This is a genomic window from Psychrobacter pasteurii (assembly GCF_900162815.1).
GTDB classification, from domain to species: Bacteria; Pseudomonadota; Gammaproteobacteria; order Pseudomonadales; family Moraxellaceae; genus Psychrobacter; species Psychrobacter pasteurii.
On sequence record NZ_FUGD01000094.1, the window covers coordinates 12,888 to 30,110 of the forward strand.

13 protein-coding genes are annotated in these 17,223 nt (G+C 43.3%); 7 read left to right on the forward strand and 6 right to left on the reverse strand.

Going from position 1 to position 17,223, the window contains the following annotated elements:
- The first annotated feature begins 292 nt into the window (after positions 1–292).
- The 6 genes from A1232T_RS08690 (at position 293) to A1232T_RS08715 (ending at position 6,928) form a co-directional block, all read left to right on the forward strand.
- On the forward strand, positions 293–835 hold the full coding sequence (locus A1232T_RS08690) for a porin family protein (protein ID WP_077449053.1): 543 nt from the start codon (positions 293–295) through the stop codon (positions 833–835).
- A 336-nt stretch (positions 836–1,171) separates the two neighbouring features.
- The gene (locus A1232T_RS08695) at positions 1,172–1,720 is read left to right on the forward strand and encodes a porin family protein (protein WP_077449054.1); all 549 of its coding nucleotides are present in this window, start codon (positions 1,172–1,174) and stop codon (positions 1,718–1,720) included.
- Between the two features lie 180 nt (positions 1,721–1,900).
- Positions 1,901–2,377, forward strand: a complete 477-nt coding sequence (locus A1232T_RS08700; RefSeq protein ID WP_077449055.1) for an NfeD family protein — start codon at positions 1,901–1,903, stop codon at positions 2,375–2,377.
- A gap of 96 nt (positions 2,378–2,473) precedes the next feature.
- On the forward strand, positions 2,474–3,334 hold the full coding sequence (locus tag A1232T_RS08705; RefSeq protein ID WP_077449056.1) for an SPFH domain-containing protein: 861 nt from the start codon (positions 2,474–2,476) through the stop codon (positions 3,332–3,334).
- A gap of 214 nt (positions 3,335–3,548) precedes the next feature.
- Positions 3,549–4,967 (forward strand): esterase-like activity of phytase family protein, encoded by a 1,419-nt coding sequence (locus tag A1232T_RS08710; RefSeq protein WP_077449057.1) that lies wholly within the window; start codon positions 3,549–3,551, stop codon positions 4,965–4,967.
- A 299-nt stretch (positions 4,968–5,266) separates the two neighbouring features.
- Entirely contained in the window at positions 5,267–6,928 is a 1,662-nt protein-coding gene (locus tag A1232T_RS08715) for an alpha-keto acid decarboxylase family protein (RefSeq protein ID WP_077449058.1), read from the forward strand.
- Positions 6,929–7,090: 162 nt separating this feature from the next.
- On the opposite strand, the gene hemN is transcribed toward A1232T_RS08715, so the two are convergent.
- Together hemN and A1232T_RS08725 are read right to left on the reverse strand one after the other, a co-directional pair.
- Positions 7,091–8,659 (reverse strand): oxygen-independent coproporphyrinogen III oxidase, encoded by a 1,569-nt coding sequence (gene hemN, locus A1232T_RS08720; protein WP_077449059.1) that lies wholly within the window; start codon positions 8,657–8,659, stop codon positions 7,091–7,093.
- 135 nt (positions 8,660–8,794) lie between these two features.
- The gene (locus tag A1232T_RS08725; protein ID WP_077449060.1) at positions 8,795–9,700 is read right to left on the reverse strand and encodes a DMT family transporter; all 906 of its coding nucleotides are present in this window, start codon (positions 9,698–9,700) and stop codon (positions 8,795–8,797) included.
- Positions 9,701–9,996: 296 nt separating this feature from the next.
- Here A1232T_RS08725 and A1232T_RS08730 point away from each other — a divergent pair, with 296 nt between their 5' ends.
- Positions 9,997–11,580 (forward strand): YifB family Mg chelatase-like AAA ATPase, encoded by a 1,584-nt coding sequence (locus tag A1232T_RS08730; RefSeq protein WP_077449061.1) that lies wholly within the window; start codon positions 9,997–9,999, stop codon positions 11,578–11,580.
- A 78-nt stretch (positions 11,581–11,658) separates the two neighbouring features.
- On the opposite strand, the gene A1232T_RS08735 is transcribed toward A1232T_RS08730, so the two are convergent.
- From A1232T_RS08735 to A1232T_RS08750, 4 genes are all read right to left on the reverse strand, one after another.
- Positions 11,659–12,231 carry a hypothetical protein gene (locus A1232T_RS08735; RefSeq protein ID WP_077449062.1) on the reverse strand — a complete coding sequence of 191 codons (573 nt, stop codon included), beginning with the start codon at positions 12,229–12,231 and terminating at the stop codon, positions 11,659–11,661.
- A 272-nt stretch (positions 12,232–12,503) separates the two neighbouring features.
- Positions 12,504–13,151: a cytochrome c gene (locus A1232T_RS08740; RefSeq protein ID WP_077449063.1), complete on the reverse strand. Its 648-nt coding sequence runs from the start codon at positions 13,149–13,151 to the stop codon at positions 12,504–12,506.
- A gap of 123 nt (positions 13,152–13,274) precedes the next feature.
- A complete protein-coding gene (locus A1232T_RS08745) occupies positions 13,275–14,876 on the reverse strand; it encodes a flavin monoamine oxidase family protein (RefSeq protein WP_077449064.1) in 1,602 nt (533 codons plus the stop codon).
- 181 nt (positions 14,877–15,057) lie between these two features.
- On the reverse strand, positions 15,058–16,524 hold the full coding sequence (locus A1232T_RS08750; protein ID WP_077449065.1) for a cytochrome c: 1,467 nt from the start codon (positions 16,522–16,524) through the stop codon (positions 15,058–15,060).
- Between the last annotated feature and the right edge of the window lie 699 nt (positions 16,525–17,223).

The following is a 17,223-nucleotide window of genomic DNA, read 5'->3' on the forward strand; positions in this document are numbered from 1 at the left end:
AAAACGATCGCTGCGGCGGTCGTTTTTTTATGGGCTTAGCATTTGATTTTAAAAGGAATGTTTATAAAAATTATTTTTCTAGGGTTGGTGTTATAGCCTATACTCCAAGGTGTGTATTGCAAAAAGTAACAAGGAGCCTATCAAATACTGACACTGGCCAAACGCAACACCGACACTAGTAACGCAATATCTTGTTACTATTAGATTATGGATAACAAGGAAGAGGTTTATAGCTTCTGATAGACAAAACTCTCTTTTTGGTTATGACCTTCAAATAAATAGGAGAATAACAATGAAACTATTACAAAAGACTCTTCTTGCTTTAGCCGCTGGTTCAATGATGACTGTAGGTGCACAAGCTGCAGTTAACTATGGTATGACAGCACAGCCATACATCGGCGCCAAAATCGGTCAATATGATCTTGATAAAGCAGATGATGAAGCCATGTCTTACGGTATCTACGGTGGTGCTAAGTTCACGCCAAACATTGGTGTTGAAGCTGAGTACATGACCACTAGTGATGAAGATTTTGATTCAGCTAGAGAGTATTCTGCGGACGTATATGGTCTATATGGTACTTATGACTATACCTTCCCAGGCTCAGATATGTATGCTAAAGGTCGCTTAGGTGTGGCTAAGAACAAAGTAGACGTTGATGGTAGTGGTAGTAAGTCTGATACAGGTATCGCTGGTGGCTTAGGTCTAGGTTATAACGTAGCTCCTAATGCAGCAGTAGAGCTGGCCTATGACTGGTATCCAAAAGTAGACAACGTAGCTGGCAAAGGCGACTTAGATGCTTCAGGTATTACCTTAGGTGCCAACTTTAAGTTCTAATTAACTTTATTAGATAGAAGTTAAAGATAATAGTCTAATAATTATTATAAAAACGATCGCTTTGGCGATCGTTTTTTAGTGCACTTATCTATAAATAGGTGTCAATTGGCTATTAATTTTGCAGTAAAAGTGATTTCTAGTGAGTTTTAATATCTCTTCTAACTCTTTGTTTCTATTAGAAATATAATATTGCAAAAAGTAACAACTCGCCTATGATATGACTACATACGACTTGAAATATTTTGTTACTATTAATACATGGATAGCAAGGGAGGGTTTGAAAGCTTCTTAACCAAACTTTCCTTTCATCTTACTTATTTCAATAGGAGAAAAATAATGAAAACTTTACAAAAAACTCTATTAGCTTTAGCTGCTGGTTCACTAATGACTGTTGGCGCACAAGCTGCTGTATATAACGCTGCACAGCCATACGTTGGTGCTAAGATCGGTCAATATGATCTTGATAGTGCAGCTGACGAAGCTACTTCATACGGTATTTATGGTGGTGCTAAATTCACTCCAAACTTCGGTATGGAAGCTGAATACATGACCACTAGTGATGAAGATTATGACAACAACGCTGAGTATAGTGCTGACGTATATGGTCTATATGGTACTTATGACTACACGTTCCCAGGCTCACAAATGTATGCCAAAGGTCGTTTAGGTGTGGCTAAGAACAAAGTTGATTTCGAAAGAAAAAATGTTTTAGGCCGTAACGGTAGCGAATCTAAAACTTCAGTAGCAGGTGGTCTAGGTCTAGGTTATAACCTTGCTCCTAACGCTGCAGTAGAGCTGGCTTATGACTGGTACCCAGAAGTTAAAGTTGGTAATGACAAGAAAGACGCTAATGGTATCACTTTAGGCGCTAACTTTAAGTTCTAATTGAACCCAAGTTAAAGTCTTAGTGTAACTAAGACAATCCTAAGAAAACGACCGCTTCGGCGGTCGTTTTTTTGTGCGTATAAAAGGTATATACCTGACTTGGCACAGGTTATAGCTCTACGTGCATTGCTTAAAAGTGCTAAGATAAATAACAATAAAAACATTATTAAGGAAGAAGTTATGTTTGTATTTGAGCCATGGCATTGGCTAGTACTCGGAGGGATTCTGATTATTTCAGAGATGTTTTTGACCACCTTTGCCACTTTATGGTTTGGTATTGCAGCCGTTATAGTGGCCTTACTAAGCTGGTTAATGCCATTACCACAAGCGTTCCAGATAATTTTATGGTTAATCTTATCGCTAATGATGATGGCCATCTGGTTTAAGTTTGTAAAACCGTTGTCAGTTGATCGCACCAAAGCGGGGCTGGGTGGCAGTGTTATTATCGGTGAAAAGGGTATGATAACGGTTGAGCCTACCGCCGATAGAGTGGGTACAGTACGCTTTAGCGTGCCTATTGTTGGAGCTACTGAGTGGAAATGTCGTACTCGCGGCGAAGAGTTAGAGGTGGGACAAAGAGTGGTTGTCGTCGATGTCATTGGCAATGAGCTAATTGTTGTGCCTGCGCAGACTATGGCCCACATTAATCATAGATAATTGATAAAAATTGATACTATAAACAAAAATTTTAAATAAATTGCCCCATCAGTATTGGAAGATAAAGTAGGGGTGGTGATAACAGGGAGTAGAAATATGGGAAGTTTTAGCTTAGTAATGCTAGTAATAGTAGCGCTGGTGGTATTCACAGTCTTTAAAGGGGTCAGAATTGTACCTCAAGGTTACAAATGGATTGTGCAGCGCCTAGGTAAATATCATCAAACCTTAGAGCCGGGTTTAAACCTGATTATTCCCTATGTGGACGATGTCGCTTATAAGCTTACTACCAAAGACATCGTACTGGATATTCCCTCACAAGAGGTGATTACCCGCGATAACGTGGTCATCATCGCTAACGCTGTGGCCTACATCAGTATTGTACAGCCTGAAAAAGCAGTCTACGGTATCGAAGACTATGAGCATGGTATTCGTAATTTAGTGCAAACCTCACTACGCTCTATTATCGGTGAGATGGACTTAGACAGTGCTTTATCTAGTCGTGATCAGATTAAAGCGTTACTTAAACATGCGATCTCAGAAGATATTGCAGACTGGGGTATCACTCTAAAAACTGTTGAAATTCAAGATATTAACCCCTCAGACACCATGCAAACTGCCATGGAAGAACAAGCTGCTGCTGAACGTCAACGCCGTGCGACAGTAACTCGTGCTGATGGTCAAAAACAGGCGGCTATCTTAGAAGCAGACGGTCGTTTAGAGGCTTCTCGCCGTGATGCTGAGGCTCAAGTGGTCTTAGCAAAAGGTTCTGAAGAATCTATCCGTCTAATTACTCAAGCTATGGGAGAAGAAGAGATGCCTGTGGTTTACTTGCTAGGCGAGCAGTATATTAAAGCGATGCAGGAGCTGGCAGAGTCGGATAATGCCAAGACTGTGGTGTTGCCTGCAGATATTTTAGGCACCGTAAAGGGGTTGATGGGCAGTAAAATTAAGTCTTAATAGGGACTCTCTTAGCTTTGACACGTATTAAACTTGTGTCATGACCTAGCAAAACTTTACTCATTTAACCTTCTGGTTACTTATAGCCCTTTAGAGCGCCTTATTCATAAGGTTTGTTACTAAGGGGCTATTTTTTTATGCTGGGGTTCGGGCCACAATAGAGTCATTATATAAATAGATTTATTAAATATTTAAAAGAAAATTAGGAATTAAGATGCAAAATCGTATTGATAATAATAGGGAAAATAAAGACAAAGCTGAGTCTTTATCCACCCGTTTAAATCCTGTTACTCAAGGTGCTGCTCTGCCTTATGAAGTCTTAAATGAGCAATATCAAAATGCTGCTTACCCTGAGAGTAAGTTACAAATTCGTGGTGGTGGTTTTGGCTCTGACGCTGCCGCTCACCCCAGTAATCCTAATCAATTCTATGCCTTAACCGACCGAGGACCTAACTCAGATTTTAAAGGCAGCTTGGGAGAAGGAAAGCAGTTTTTGGTCCCCAATTACAGTCCAAAAATTGGCTTGTTTCAGGTAGAAGCCGATGGGCAAGTGACTAAAGTTAAAGAGATTGTCTTAAAGGATAATACAGGACAGCCAATTAGTGGCTTGCCCAACCCAAAGGCTTTTGGGGGCACCAATGAAATTCCGTATGATGTCAATGGCGAGCCGATGACGGAAGATCCCAGTAAGCCTTATGATCCTGAGACCAATCCAGTTAAAACTGATCTTAATGGCTTAGACCCAGAAGGACTGGCTGCTTTAGATGACGGCACCTTTTGGATAAGTGATGAGTATGGGCCACACTTAGTGCATTACGATGCACAAGGGGTAGAGATTGAGCGGATAAACCCGTTTAGTACCGATACCCGTAATACGGTGACAGTAGAGGGCAAAACTTTATTATTACCGGCAGAATTTGCCAAACGTCGTACCAACCGCGGTATGGAATCATTAACCATTACCCCAGACCAAACTACTTTAGTCGGACTTATGGAATCTTCCATGGACAATCCAGATAAGCAAGGTAGAAAGTCGACTCTAGCTCGACTGGTTACCGTGAATCTGGTGACTGGTAAGATTGCCCAATACCTATGTCGACTAGAGGCAGTAAACCACGTCAACTCAGCACTGGCCGCCATTAGTGAGCAGCAATTTTATGTGGCTGAGCATGACCGTGAGTTTCCTTGGCAGCAGCCTTCAGCCAAAAAGCTGATTTACAAAATAGACTTAGCCAAGGCCACTAATATTAATGATTTTGAGAGTGTTATTGAAAACGCTGAAAATGCTGATCTGTCTGCAACGCTAACTCAAGATGAGCAGTTGGGGCTGCTAATTAATGGTGTCACGCTTGAGCAGCTCATTGCCGAGGATGAGAAAAATTGGCAGCTACTGGCTAAGTTGGGCATTCATCCGGTCGAGAAAACTTTAGCGGTAGATGTGTTGGCCACTATCGACTATCCACACGACAAGCTTGAGGGTATCTGGTTGCGTCAAGATGGTAGTATCGGGCTGTTAAATGATGATGACTTTGCGATGAATGACTCAGACAAAGGAGTTGAGCATAAGTATCTGGATGCAGACAAGACGGTAGTTGATGGCAACAGACTGTATGTGGTTGTCCCTAATGTTTAAAATTTTAAAGCTCTGAGCTGGTCTGTAAGCCTCAGTTTCTAACCCTCTAGATCAAGGTTTTTTAACACAACTGGGACGTGACATAACACATTACTTATTTTTTGGACGGTCATTACCTAATAGAATATTTAGCTGATAGAATAGCTAGGTTGCTAAGAAAGCAACTATAGAAAAGGCATGGCAATAAAGGGAATTAAGACGCAAGTCATAAGTCGTGCTACATAAGAAATCCTGATTAAAATCAGATTAAAACCCCTATCTATTAAAACTATATTCAAAATAAAATAAGAGAGTAAGTTATGTCACAGCCAATATATACCATAGCGGATTATCTGTTTGACCGAGTAGCTGAAGCGGGCGCCAGCGAAATATTTGGAGTGCCAGGCGATTACAACCTATCTTTTTTAGATAATATTATTGCTTCCGATAAGCTACGCTGGGTCGGTAATACCAATGAGCTAAATGCGGGCTATGCTGCTGATGGATATGCCCGTGAACGCCGATTTGCGGCTATGGTGACCACCTTTGGGGTGGGTGAGCTGTCTGCTATTAATGCCACTGCGGGTTCGTATGCTGAGTATGCACCTGTGCTACACATCGTGGGCGCGCCCAATACTCAGCTTAGAGATGGCAAGCGTCGTCTGCACCACAGCTTAGGTGATGGGGTATTTAACCACTTTATTAAAATGGTTGAGCCGGTGAGTGTGGCTAGAGCGGAGATCACTGCCGAAAACGCCGCCTCTGAGATTGATAGAGTCATCCGTATGGTGCTAAAAAAGCAGCGCCCCGGCTACCTGCTGCTCTCACCTGATGTGGCTAAACTGCCTATTTATCGTCCTACCACCCAGCTCAAAGACAGTGAAGAAGACATCACCAGTCAAGACGCCTTAGCGGACTTCAAAAAAGAGTTAAGTAGTTATATCGAAGGCAAGGCCACCACGTTAATTGCCGACTTGATGGTGCATCGCTTGGGGCTGCAAAACCAGTTAAAAGCACTGATAGCCGATACCCAAATCCCTTTTGCTACTTTATCTTGGGGCAAAACTTTACTTGATGAGCACAGTGAACGTTGGGCGGGGGTTTATGTTGGTGAGCCTTCACAGCCAACCGTAAAAGATGCGGTCGAAAATGCGGAGTGTCTGATTAAGCTTGGGGTTAATTATACCGATACCACCACCTCTGGCTTTACTCAAAACATTGATAGCTCAAAAGCAGTGGATATTCATCAAGAGCGTGCCACAGTAGGGGATAAGATTTTTGCACCTATCGCTATGAAGGATGCTCTGCAAGCCTTACACGAGGTATTAACATCAGGTATCGAGGTGGTGGCCAAACCGCTTATCGCACCGGTGGACGTGCATCAGCAGCAAGGTGGTGATGATGAGGCGCTACTTCAAAAAGATTTATGGCACATTGTGGCTGACTGTTTAGATGGCAATAACTTGGTATTTGCTGAGCAGGGGACTGCCTACTTTGGTATGAGTGAAGTACGCTTACCAGAAGGCGTAACCTTCTATGGTCAACCGCTGTGGGGCTCAATCGGTTATACCTTACCGGCCAGTTTGGGTGCAGGTATCGCGTCACCTCATAAGCGCAGCGTGCTACTTATCGGCGACGGGTCAGCGTTACTGACCATTCAAGATTTGGCGGTCATGATTCGTGAAAAGCTTAACCCGGTCATCTTATTGATTAACAACGCCGGCTATACGGTAGAGCGCGCCATTCACGGCGAAGAAGAGCTGTATAACGACATTCCTATGTGTGATTGGCAGGTTATGCCTAAAGCCTTTGGTGCCACTGAAGACAACTGTTTAACTCTAAAAGCTAGTACCCCAGCTGAGTTAAGATCCGCACTGTCTCAGGGGCACGATGCCAAAGATAAGATGGTGTTTATCGAAGTGATCACCGGTGTAATGGATGTACCGCCTTTATTACAAGACGTGGCAGCGTCTTTAAAATAAGGGCTATGTCTTAATCACTGACTAAAAAAGCTCAGCATAAAAACTGAGAACAAAAAAAACCGACCTCTAAAAAGGGTCGGTTTTTTTATTTCAGCGGTCTGCTTATTCTCTAAGGTGCCGTTTGGATAAACTTAGCTTAAACCTAGATGGCTTCTTAGATAGTTAGATAACCTTGGAGAATCGGCCTTTTTCTTTACTGGCCAAATAAGTATCAAACACCATGGCCACGTTGCGAGCAAGCAGACGACCTTTAGGGAGAATACGAATACCAGCAGCATCCATATCAATCAGTCTGTCTTTTTGCATCTCGCCTAATTGCTGAATTTCATCGATAAAGTAAGTAATGGCATCAATACCAAACTTTTGATTTAAGTCTTTAAAGTCGATGTAATCATGGCACAGTAAGTTTGAGATGATATAGCCACGCAGTCGATCTTTGATGTTGGTTTTAATGTGTCGCACTGCTGGTAATTTACCGGCATCTACCATGGCTTCATACTCTTTTAAATCGGTGTGATTTTGTAGAATATGAGTAGAGGAGTTGCCTCTGTTGGCGTATAAGGTGCTGTTAATTTGACTGATAGAAGACACCCCAAAGCCCAATAGATCACAGTCACCTAAGATGGTGTAGCCTTGGAAGTTACGATGCAAAATGCCTTCACGCTGAGCAACTGCCATGCTGTCATCTGGCTTGGCAAAATGGTCGATGCCAATGTACTGATATCCCGCCTCATTTAAAGCGGCGATGGTGTCGCTAAACATCTCAAGCTTTTCAGCCGGAGTCGGTAAATCCTCATCTTTAATTTGACGCTGCGACTTAAAGCGATCGGGTAGATGTGCATAGTTAAAGATAGATAATCTATCGGGTGAGATATCAATAATAGTCTCTACAGTCTTCGCAAAAGTCTGCGGCGTTTGATGCGGTAGGCCGTAGATTAGGTCAATATTGGTAGACTTAAAGCCCAAGCGACGCGTCTCTTGCATCACACCGCGGATTAGCTCTTCAGACTGCACTCGGTTTACTGCAATTTGAACTTTATGATCTAAATCTTGTACCCCGAAGCTAACTCGGTTAAAGCCTAAATTGCGTAGCACACCTAGGGTAGTGTCGCGGATTTCTCGAGGGTCAATTTCAACAGAATAATCGCCCACCTCTGGGTGCTCGTCTGTAGTTTTATCTAATGATGCTGGTGCAAAGTCAAATTGCGTCTGTAAAAATTGCCAAAGCTCAGTCAGCTCTTCATCACTGAAAAAAGTCGGGGTGCCACCGCCCAAATGCAGCTGTTTTACGTAAGGTTTACCCCCAGAATCAGGTCGCTCTAGCAGGGCTCTTTTTTGTTTGACTTCATTTTTTAGATACTCTAGGTAGTCGCCGGCATCACTGTTCTTTTTGGTGATGATTTTATTACAAGCACAGTAATAGCAAAGGTGACGGCAAAATGGGATATGAAAATAAAGCGATATCGGCGCATTGGGGTCACGGCTGGTCAAAATATCTAATTCAGCCCCAGCTTCAATCGGCTTGAACTCAAGAGCAGTTGGGTAAGAGGTGTAGCGTGGCCCTGAACGATTGTATTTATGAATTAGAGCCTGATCATATTCTAACTGCGGCATCTCAGAGGTCGCGGCATCAAACTGTTTTTTGGCATAAGGATTTGCAGGAGAGAAATCCGGACGCTGAGTAGTGGGAGGAAGATTGGCTTGGTCTGTAAAAATGGCAGAATTAGTCATAACATTGGCCTTATCGGAGAGCCGATAAATAGAAGCGATGAGGTAAAGTTTAAATAGTGAGTCAATTATAACAAATTATACAAAGCTATCCTGAAACGTCCGGTTTTGCTATACCTCTGAAGTATAGTGAGCAGCTTATTGAGGCTTTTTTAGACCACCCCAGGTGACAAAAGCCACTCCCAGCGCAATTAGTAACGCTCCCAAAGCCAGTCCTTCTGGTGGCGGCTCCCCTTGCAAAAATATGGCAATCGGAACCGCAAAGACGGCAGCTGTTGAGCCCAGCAAGCTAAGCAAAACTGGACCTCCTGCTTTTTGGAGCACAAATAACAGCTGGAATTGAGCCGCAAAAATAAAAGCCTGCAACCCAATGAGGGCTATCGAAACTGTTAGAGCTAAGGGGTCCTGACTGGGGAGAGCCAGTGAGAAATTAGGTAATAAACTAAATACTCCCAGCTGGAGTGACGCAGCTACCAGCATACCGGGTGCCAAAGCGCTTGGTGAAGCGCCAGCAGGCCAACGTAGAGTGCGATACAGATTGCCTATGGCCAACAATACGGGCCCACAAAGGGCGACTAGAATCCAAAACGCACTGGCATTAGGCGTATTGAGTTTATTGGCAGCTAACACAGCAGCTCCGGCCAATGCGGCCAGCACCCCCAACGCCCGTATGGGGTCAAAGCGTTCCATTTTAAGCAGTAAGGCGCCCACATAAGTTAATAGCGGAGGCAGGGTAATTACCAGAGCCACAAAGCTGGCCCCGACTTGAGGAATGGCTGAGAAAAAAATGAGGTTTGAGCCGGCCACACTGACCAAAGCCGCCACTAAATAATATTCAATACTGGGCTTAGTAATAGGCGGCAGTTGGCGACGAAATACGGCGAGAGCCAGTAGTAGCAATGCTGCCCCTGTAATGGACCAAAACACAAAGGCTAAAGGCGTTAGCCCTACCGTGCCTGCATATTTGGCCATGTTGGTAGAGACCCCCAACAACGCTCCACCAGCTATTAAGCAAGTTAAAGCGATTACCACCTGTTTATTCACTTATACCTTCCTTATAACTTTGGCCTTAAGAGATCGTTGGTTAAAGAGTTATTTTAACCTTAAGAGGAGTGTTGATTTTAGCACTAATCCTCTGCTTGTTTTGATATTGTCGATGGGGCTTCTTTGTCGCTATAACTAGGGGTTGTTCCTATGACTTAACTTAGCTGGTTATTGGATATTAATCGTCAAAGGCTAATATGTAGGAATAAATTACGACTTAACTTTGCTAACTTTTAATAAATAATTTATTATTATTTAAATAATTCTAATAACTAAATTTTATATTAAGGTCGACAATGTCTTTTGCTCAAGTACATAACCGTTCAGTAGTCGGTCTGCATGCCCCAAAAGTTATGGTAGAAGTTCATTTGTCACAAGGGCTTCCGGCATTGACCATCGTCGGTTTACCCGAAGCGGCAGTTCGAGAGAGCAAAGACCGAGTTCGCTCAGCTTTAATTAATTCTAATTTTCAGTTTCCCAATCGCCGGCTAACGATTAATCTAGCCCCTGCGGACCTACCTAAAGAAGGGGCTCGTCTAGACTTACCCATTGCCATGGGTATTTTGGCAGCCAGTGGTCAAATAGAGCCTGAGTGGCTAGAAGGTTATGAGTTTATCGGGGAGTTGGCGTTAAATGGTGACTTGCGTTCAATTGCAGGCGGACTAGCGGTGGCCAGAGCGATAAAGTCTGATAGTAATGAGCTGCAAAAACAATCGAATAACCTTTCTGAAAATGAGCATAAAACCCGTAAGCTTATGGTGCCTGCAGGCAATGGGGTAGAGTCAAGCCGAGTCAAAGGCATCGAGGTGTATGCTGCCAATAACCTGATAGAGGTTTGTGAGCATCTACAAGTTGAAAGTAGGCTCAGTAGCCAAAGCAAAGCGACCAGTTCGGCGGACACTCACCAGGGATTACTAAAGGCAGTGAAGTCAAAATTACCAGTGGTCAATGCCAGTTATAAAGTGGATCTAGCGGATGTTAAGGGGCAACATCATGCCAGAAGAGCACTAGAAATAGCGGCAGCAGGGGGTCACTCCTTACTATTCACCGGTCCACCTGGATCGGGTAAAACCCTAATGGCTGCTAGGTTACCTACCATATTACCCGACCTCAATGACGAAGAAGCACTAGAGGTGGCCAGCACTTATTCAGTCGCCAATACCGAATATCAGTATGGGATTCGCCCTTTTCGAGAAATCCACCACACGATTTCAGCTGTGGCCTTGGTAGGAGGTGGGTCACGACCTAAACCTGGAGAGATAACATTGGCCAATAAGGGTGTTTTATTTTTGGATGAAATGCCAGAATTTGATCGTAAAGTATTAGAAGTGCTGCGTCAGCCGCTTGAATCAAAGCAAATCACTATAAGTCGGGCCAACCAACAAGCGACTTTTCCGGCTAACTTTCAGCTGGTGGCAGCGATGAATCCTTGTCCTTGTGGCTATCACGGTGACCCCTCTAATCGCTGTCATTGTCGACCAGAACAAATTCAACGTTATCAAGATAAAATCTCTGGACCTTTAATTGATCGAATAGATTTAAAGGTCAGTGTTCCAGCTTTGCCCATCAGTGACCTTCAAAACAATCAGCCTGGTGAACGCTCAAAGGCAGTAAGAGCAAGAGTAACTGAGGCGTATCATAGTCAACAAGCCAGACAAGGTAAGCCCAACTGTGAATTAAGTCCCAGTGAGTTAGATGAGCACATTAGACTAGGAGAGGGTGAAAAACAGCTATTGGCTATGGCACAAATCAAGCTGAATTTATCTGCTCGTGGTTATCACCGTCTACTACGAGTGGCTCGCACCATTGCTGATTTGGCCGGTAGTGGCGATATTAAAACGTCGCATTTAAGTGAGGCACTCAGCTATAGAGGCGGATAACTCCTTTATTGATTTAGGCGTACTTATGTATACGTCCTTTGACTACCCCAACTTTGTCTATCACAACTTTGTTTATCCTTATGAGTCGATAAGTTTGCTTCTCATAAAGATACCTGGCTCTGTAAGACAAGCATGGTCTTCAGAGTTACGTACAGATTCAGATACCCCGCTTTTTGGGTTATCAAACTGTAGGTGATAAAACAGATACTCTTCTTTTACCGAACCACCAGTCTTTATGGTTTCTCCAAACTTCACTCGTGTACCATCTAATATAAGCGCTTGTTCATCTGGTAGTAAAGAGACCTCGTAGGTAGGGTCAAACAGTGGGGTTAAAAGACGGGTTTTATTATTATAGACCTGCTCAAACCTCAAGCAGTTATCTTGCACCACATAGCGGCCTGTAACTACAGGATATATGCGCTGCATCAAAAGTGTGGGAGTAAAATAATAAAGTAATAAAGGGGCTGAAGTAGCACTTGGAAGTGGATTAGTATTGTCGTTATTAATGACTACTTTCTCTGTATTACTCGTATTGAAGTCAGTTACAGGCTTTGTATTATCAGTGACTGATACACTCTGACAGCCCATAATCATAAAGACCGCAGCTAAGCCAGCACTTAATTTAAGACTATTGTGAGTTCTATTATTCATTAATATTCAGCCTATTAAAAGTTAAACCATTAAGGCTTATTCACCTGTCCAAGAAGTAGGGTGCTATCGATTTGGTTGTCTTTAATTATAGAAATAAAAGGAGCGGCTGCTGTAAAGTTTTTATATTACAAAGTTAAGTTAACCCCAACTAGCCTTAATTTTTAAATAAAAAAAGCTTGCTCTTAACTGGGTTAAAAGCAAGAAAATGAAGTCAATAACGGGTTAAAAAGTCAGCTTATAACTCACTAAGTGGTTTATTTACCTAGCAAAAATTATAAAGCTGGGTCTACACCAGGAGGCGTGGTTGGGCGTAGCTGCGCCACATCTTCTGCTGTTACTTCTTCATCAAAGCCGTTCAGATCTTTTACGACATATTCAGTAACTGCAGCAATCTGCTCATCGTTCATCATGTGTCTAAACGAAGGCATACCACGTAAGCCATTGATTAAAATGTCAATAATATAGTATTTAGACTGCATTTTACTGTTATCGGCTAGAGGTGGATAGTATCCTGCACCATAAGCACCTTCCCCTTCATGCATATGACAGCCTGCACAAGAGTCGTGATATAGCTTTTTACCATCGGTAGAAACGTAAGCGTTCTCGTAGCCGAACTTCTCATTCCACTTATCTAAACTTGGGTCTTGATCAAACGCAGGTACAGCATCAATATCGACGATATGTCGGTTGGTTTCATTAAGCTCCGATTCGGTCATATAGACGCCACCCCAAGCGCCGCCATTTCGGCTGGCATAAGGATCGACTTCCTGCTGCGCTGGCGCTCCTGTGAAAGTGTCAGAAGTCTGCGCCAACGTTACCGTATCGTCGGATTGTGATGAGCACCCAGTTAGTAGCCCTAAAGTTGACCCAATAAGTATCATGCTCAGCGGGGTCAAGGAGGGGACTTTAAAATATTTCATATTAGCCTCTTTATGCTTTATGCCATGTCAGACAATCGTTTGGTGTCCGTATTAAGGTTACTAAGCTCTTTTAAAATAAAGCTGTGAGCGTTTTAATACGGACTCACTTAATGGGCGAAGGTATTACACCGATGATAGTGCATGTTGGTGTAGGCGTTTTGCTGAATCCAATCCAGACAAAATCGAACCTTCTTGCCATGCAGGAATATGTGAGCAGTGCTCACCCGCCAGAACAATACGATTATCAATGCTACACAATGTCTTATAGTGCTGATCACGGGTTTCTTTGGTCCATACCCCATAACAGCCCAGAGTCCAAGGCATACGGTGCCATACCATTGAAGTGCCTGAACGGAACTCTTTTAGATACTGAGGATGGATGTGTTTACCGTAAGCCAGAGCCACTTCGATACGCTCTTCTGGAGTAAGGGTGTTGAACTTATAAGAGGTTGGGCCATAGCCATAACCGCCTAATAGTACGCCGCTACCTTGTTTGAACATATTTTGTGAAGGGTAAGAGATTTGCTGGATAGGCATATCGGTATAAGTTACGCCACCATAAATCCACTCATCTTCTTCCCAGAAGCGGCGTTTAAATTCTAGACCCACTTTAAAAGAGGTCTCATAAGGAACAGCCGCCATAGCATCTGCCATTGGCTTAGAAACGTTAATCGGAATTTGGGTCAATACGGATAGAGGAATGGTACAGATACAATAATCAGCACGGGCAGTCTGAGTAGGGCCTGCTTCATTATTGCTGTCCACATAAGAGACGGTAACGCCGCTATCATCTTGACGAATCTCAGTTACTTTAGCGTTAAGCTTAATTAGGTCCTGACACTCACGAGTGAAGGCATCACCAATTTTACCCATACCGCCTACAGGCTGGAACATAGTAGGGCTATGGCTATAAGTGGTGTGCTGGGCATAAATATCTTGCCATACGCCAGACTTTAATAAGTCATCTAAAGGTAGAGGGGTAGAGGCCTGATCATTTGGCATAAGCCCACCGCCAGGATACACGGAGTAACCACGATACTTACTGGTAGTATGGCTGCGCTTATAAGTGTAGTCCTTGCTAAGTGCACCCCATCCTTTTAAGTTCTCAAGCAGCATCTCTTTGTCTTCACGAGTCACTTCTTTGTCCAAGCCACCAGTATTGACCGCTTTGGACAGCAACTCAGAAACATGACCACGAATATCGTGTTGAACATCACCTAGACGCTGAGGAACGCCTCCGAAGTGATTGGTACGGTGTAGATAAGCACGGTTGTTGGTCTGAATGAAAGGCTCTAGTGCCACGCCAAATTTTTTGCAGTAATGAAGAACGGCATAGTGATGGCTAGGAATACGCCAAGGACCTGGGTTGAAGTAGTTGCCTTCTTCGAAGTCACAGGTCACAACACCGCCACCAAGCTCGGTGAATTTGTCCCCGCCTTTTAGGTGAAGACTGCGACCACCGCCTCGGTTTTGATATTCTAAAACAGTAACTTTATAGCCCGCTTTTCTTAGTTCATAAGCAGCAGCTAGTCCGGCTAGACCCGCCCCTAATATGATGATACTTGATCCAGCTGGTGCTCCTGTGAGCTCCATCTGACTATTAAAAGAGGACTCTGAAGCGAAGCCTAAGGTAGTCATCGCTTGGTACATAGCCGCGCCACCGGCGGTCTTACCAATCATACTCAGTAGCTGCCGGCGTGTCGGTGATTTCAGGTTATCTATCATCATCTTATCCTTGTTACTTTATTCGCTTGGTGCACGATATACCAAGCGATTTATAGTAAGTTTTTTTATTAGTGTCATCTGTGTTCAACGGCGCTTTACTTTGCCTATCATTAATTTGTTATATGGCTAAAAAAGCGCTTTGTTGACAGTCACCTATGTTTATTACAATCACAGTGTTTGCTTAACGACGGCGAATGAACCAACGAATTAATAAGGCCAATACAATTAAGCCTGCAATAATACCTAAGGCGGCTAACCACCCTGCATTCTTAACGAGAAAAGGGGCTTGGGGTCCTGCCTTTATCTGTTTGGCCACATCGTCTGCGGTCACTTTGCTCTCAGGCATACCACCAAAGGTTGTGCGAACATAGTTAACGATATCTGCCATTTCTTCATTGGTTAAGTCATCTTTAAAGCCAGGCATTTGCGGGCGGGTGTTCATCACTTGATGAATACCATTGGCCACTACATTAATAACAGGCGCTGGATTGTCACGTCTTAAGCTGGTTAAGCCAACAATTGGCGCATAGCCTGCGTCAGGTTGACCATAGCCATTGATACCGTGACAGCTTGCACACTCAGCAAGGTATAAAGACTCAGACGGTGAAGAAGCATTGGCTTTGGCCTCTTTTAGGACATCCATCTGATCCAGTAGGTTAATGGCAATGTCATCGCTATGCTTTTTCGGTAAAGCGGCCACATTTACTGGCTGTACGGTGTCTTCTGTTGTCACTGCAGGCACAGCTTTTAGGTAGCTTGCGATGGCATTTAAATCTTTGTCATTTAAGTAGCGAGTACTGTTCATGACCACTTCGCTCATTGGGCCAGCAGCTAAGGCTTTTTGGTGCACGCCGCCATTGCGTAGGTAAGTAACAATCTCTTCTTGACTCCAGCTACCAATACCACTGGCATCATCAGGAGTGATGTTTGGCGCGTGCCATGAGCCTAGCATGGCACCTGACAAGTAGTTTTTCATGTCATAACCCATGGTCGCATTACGCGGGGTATGACAGGTGCCACAGTGGGCTAAATTATCTACCAGATATTGACCATACTTTTGAGTTTCGTCTAAGCCTTCACGGGCTTTCCAATCCGGGGTGTTAATTAAGTTCCAGCCCAGCATTAAGGCACGGATATTAAACGGGAAAGGTAAGTCAGTCTTGTAAGCCGGGGGCTCGTCAATGGCAGGTACAGTCTGAAAATAAGCAAAAAGTGCAGAGATGTCTTCATCCGTCATACCCTTATAATCTGGGTAGGGCATGGCTGGATAAAGCATATGGTTTGGTGCACGGCCTTTGGTCAAAGCGTTTTTGAAATCTTGTTCGGTATATTTACCGATACCATAGCGTACCGAGGGGGTAATGTTAGTGCCATAAATGGTACCCATTGGAGCATCAACAGCAACTCCGCCTGAGTAGTCCTCTTTGTGACAGCCCATACAGTCTGCCTGTCTAGCAATATAGGCACCACGATTGACCAACTCACTATTGGCTTCGCTATGGGTAGGCATAGCGACGGGCGCCGCATAGGCTGAACTTAAAGACAGACCCAATAAAGAGGCCGTCACTGCTTTACTGGCGAATGACAAGGCCGCTGGGCTTTTAAGGGTCGATTTATATAGTGATGATAAAGCAGATATAGGCTTCATAACTTCCTCATTTGGCTAGCAGGATACGCTGGCGTAATGGTTGGATAAAACAACAATACAGCACAATAAATAGCTAAGTCAGCTGTCGGTTATAGAGGTATGAGCAATATTATGGAGACGCAGGTATACAGGAGTAGCGACTCTTTAATCCCTTAAGTTCTCTAAAATCCTTGTAGACTTATTCTCAGATGGTGATTAATAAATCTAAGCCACTTAGTTTTGAGCTGTAAAAGCTGATGTATGATTCAATTAAAGTATGAATCGGGATAGTAAGTTAGATGGATTATTAATGTTAATTTATAGCCTAACTTACTATCTCACTCAGTTTTTTTGATTAAAATCTTTGTAAATCCTGCTAATTGAGCACAGACAATTAAATGCAGGCTAAATAAGTAAGAGGTAATTTAAATTTAAAGGTCAATTAATTATTGCTACCCTTAGAGGCCTCTAGTCCTTATATCAAGCAGGATTCAGCACTTTGTTGTCTGCAACCTTACTCAATTTTATCGACAATGTAAAACTTAACTACAACAGCTTAACAATTTATAAACGAATTTACTTTATCACCGGTCGCCGTAAAACCACCCACTTCAGGGCATAGGTATCTACACAAGTTTTCTAGCCGCCTCAGCAAAGTATTTTAGATCATCAGGGGAGTAGTGATTAACGAGCTCGTTAAATTTAAGCCATTGGAACAAA

What these genes read in the sequence shown, in the direction of transcription:
- A1232T_RS08690 (WP_077449053.1), top strand. Translation starts at nt 293, where the DNA reads ATGAAACTATTACAAAAGACTCTTCTTGCTTTAGCCGCTGGTTCAATG.
- A1232T_RS08695 (WP_077449054.1), top strand. Translation starts at nt 1,172, where the DNA reads ATGAAAACTTTACAAAAAACTCTATTAGCTTTAGCTGCTGGTTCACTA.
- A1232T_RS08700 (WP_077449055.1), top strand. Translation starts at nt 1,901, where the DNA reads ATGTTTGTATTTGAGCCATGGCATTGGCTAGTACTCGGAGGGATTCTG.
- A1232T_RS08705 (WP_077449056.1), top strand. Translation starts at nt 2,474, where the DNA reads ATGGGAAGTTTTAGCTTAGTAATGCTAGTAATAGTAGCGCTGGTGGTA.
- A1232T_RS08710 (WP_077449057.1), top strand. Translation starts at nt 3,549, where the DNA reads ATGCAAAATCGTATTGATAATAATAGGGAAAATAAAGACAAAGCTGAG.
- A1232T_RS08715 (WP_077449058.1), top strand. Translation starts at nt 5,267, where the DNA reads ATGTCACAGCCAATATATACCATAGCGGATTATCTGTTTGACCGAGTA.
- hemN (WP_077449059.1), bottom strand. Translation starts at nt 8,659, where the DNA reads ATGACTAATTCTGCCATTTTTACAGACCAAGCCAATCTTCCTCCCACT.
- A1232T_RS08730 (WP_077449061.1), top strand. Translation starts at nt 9,997, where the DNA reads ATGTCTTTTGCTCAAGTACATAACCGTTCAGTAGTCGGTCTGCATGCC.
- A1232T_RS08735 (WP_077449062.1), bottom strand. Translation starts at nt 12,231, where the DNA reads ATGAATAATAGAACTCACAATAGTCTTAAATTAAGTGCTGGCTTAGCT.
- A1232T_RS08740 (WP_077449063.1), bottom strand. Translation starts at nt 13,151, where the DNA reads ATGAAATATTTTAAAGTCCCCTCCTTGACCCCGCTGAGCATGATACTT.
- A1232T_RS08745 (WP_077449064.1), bottom strand. Translation starts at nt 14,876, where the DNA reads ATGATAGATAACCTGAAATCACCGACACGCCGGCAGCTACTGAGTATG.
- A1232T_RS08750 (WP_077449065.1), bottom strand. Translation starts at nt 16,524, where the DNA reads ATGAAGCCTATATCTGCTTTATCATCACTATATAAATCGACCCTTAAA.